The 1,557-nt window shown below is 44.2% G+C and carries 3 protein-coding genes; all 3 read left to right on the forward strand.

Features of this window, described 5'->3' with window-relative positions:
• A partial coding sequence (locus A3738_RS17815) for an amino acid permease (RefSeq protein ID WP_156504318.1) occupies positions 1–390 on the forward strand: 390 nt, incomplete at its 5' end.
• A 235-nt stretch (positions 391–625) separates the two neighbouring features.
• Positions 626–1,306: an alpha/beta fold hydrolase gene (locus A3738_RS17820; RefSeq protein WP_068763749.1), complete on the forward strand. Its 681-nt coding sequence runs from the start codon at positions 626–628 to the stop codon at positions 1,304–1,306.
• Between the two features lie 38 nt (positions 1,307–1,344).
• A partial coding sequence (locus A3738_RS17825; protein ID WP_156504319.1) for a DUF4442 domain-containing protein occupies positions 1,345–1,557 on the forward strand: 213 nt, incomplete at its 3' end.

Raw genomic sequence — 1,557 nt, forward strand, 5'->3', positions numbered from 1 at the left:
GGAAAATGGATTTCAGTGATCAGTTTATTTGCCATTATCAACGGGGTTCTCACCCAAATTATTATGGCATCGCGCGTACTTTACGGCATGGCGAATCAACAACGTGTACCACAAGTATTTGGCCTCATTTCTGAGAAAACCAAAACACCTTGGTTCGCGACATTCGCCGTAACTGGGGTAGTTTTAATGTTTGCCCTCGCGCTACCGCTCGTCACACTTGCTTCTTACAGAAGCTTTATTGTGCTGTGTGTTTTTACTCTCGTGAACGCATCTTTGGTTGTACTCAGACGAAACAAAATGACGAAAGACTTCACGTTAAAAACACCCGCTTACCCTTTGTTAGGAACCATTATCTGCATCGCCTTGCTCATCTTTAAAATCGCATATTAACGCTAGTTTGACGCACGATACTTAGGTAAGCTGACGCAAAACAAATTCCTTAGCTGTCAGCCCTCCTATGAAATTAACCACTACCCTCACGTGCCGAGATCATACATCGTTATTGATCAGTGAATTTAGCCCTGAAAATCCCCCACTCGGCACCATCGTTATTGCAAGTGCCTTCGGTGTAAACCAAAGTTTTTATTGGCCAATGGCCGAGTTCTTTGTCAAACAAGGCTAGAAAGTGCTTTGCTTTGATTATCGAGGAACGGGCGATAACGAATCGCTAACGCGAGAAGACTTTGAGCTGAGTGAGTGGGGAACACAAGACATAGAAGGCGTGCTGCGTTATGCCATATCAAAGACCGATCAGGTGTATTTCATTGGCCATAGTATTGGCGGACAACTACTCGCCTTAGCCCCTTCGAGCGAGCAGCTTAAAAGTGCAGTATTTGTTGCCGCGAGCGCGCCCTACTGGAAGCGATGGCCACGCCTTGCGGATGGACTAAAAATTCGCGTCAATATTGGTTTTATCCTACCCATCGTAAGCAGAATTTATTCGCCATTCCCTGCTGACAAATTCGGGCTAGGCAATCAAAACCTGCCTTCAAAAGCCGTACAACAGTGGGCTAAATGGATGAGTAAACCAAACTATTTGCTGGATCCGAGTTTCGGGCTTGATTGCTCTCGTTTTTATTCAATGCAAATACCTATTTTGTCTTACGCATTCTCTGACGATGCGCTCGCGCCGAAAGAAAACATTAACCATCTTTTGCGTCAGTTCCACGAAGCTGATTGCGAACTAAAACTAGTTAAACCCAAAGATGTGGACGCGAAACACATCGGCCATACTGGAATGTTTAAAGCTAAATTTGAAAGCACCTTATGGAAAGAAACATTCGAGTTTCTGACAGCACACAACTAATACCCACTTCATTAAAAAATAAGAATAAGGCAACGATCATGAATCAGTATTTAAAGATGTTTGAACAAATGGGCGGAGAAGGCTTTTCAAAGGGCATTGCAACGGTTGCACCCTACTTCGAAAGCATCGACCCTTTGGTGACCGTATTACGCCCTGGCTATTGCGAAATGATTCTGAAGAACCAGAAGAAAGTGCAGAATCATCTTGGTTGTATACATGCCATCGCTATGTGCAATGCTGCAGAACTCGTT

The sequence above is a fragment of the Oleiphilus sp. HI0066 genome, assembly GCF_001635725.1.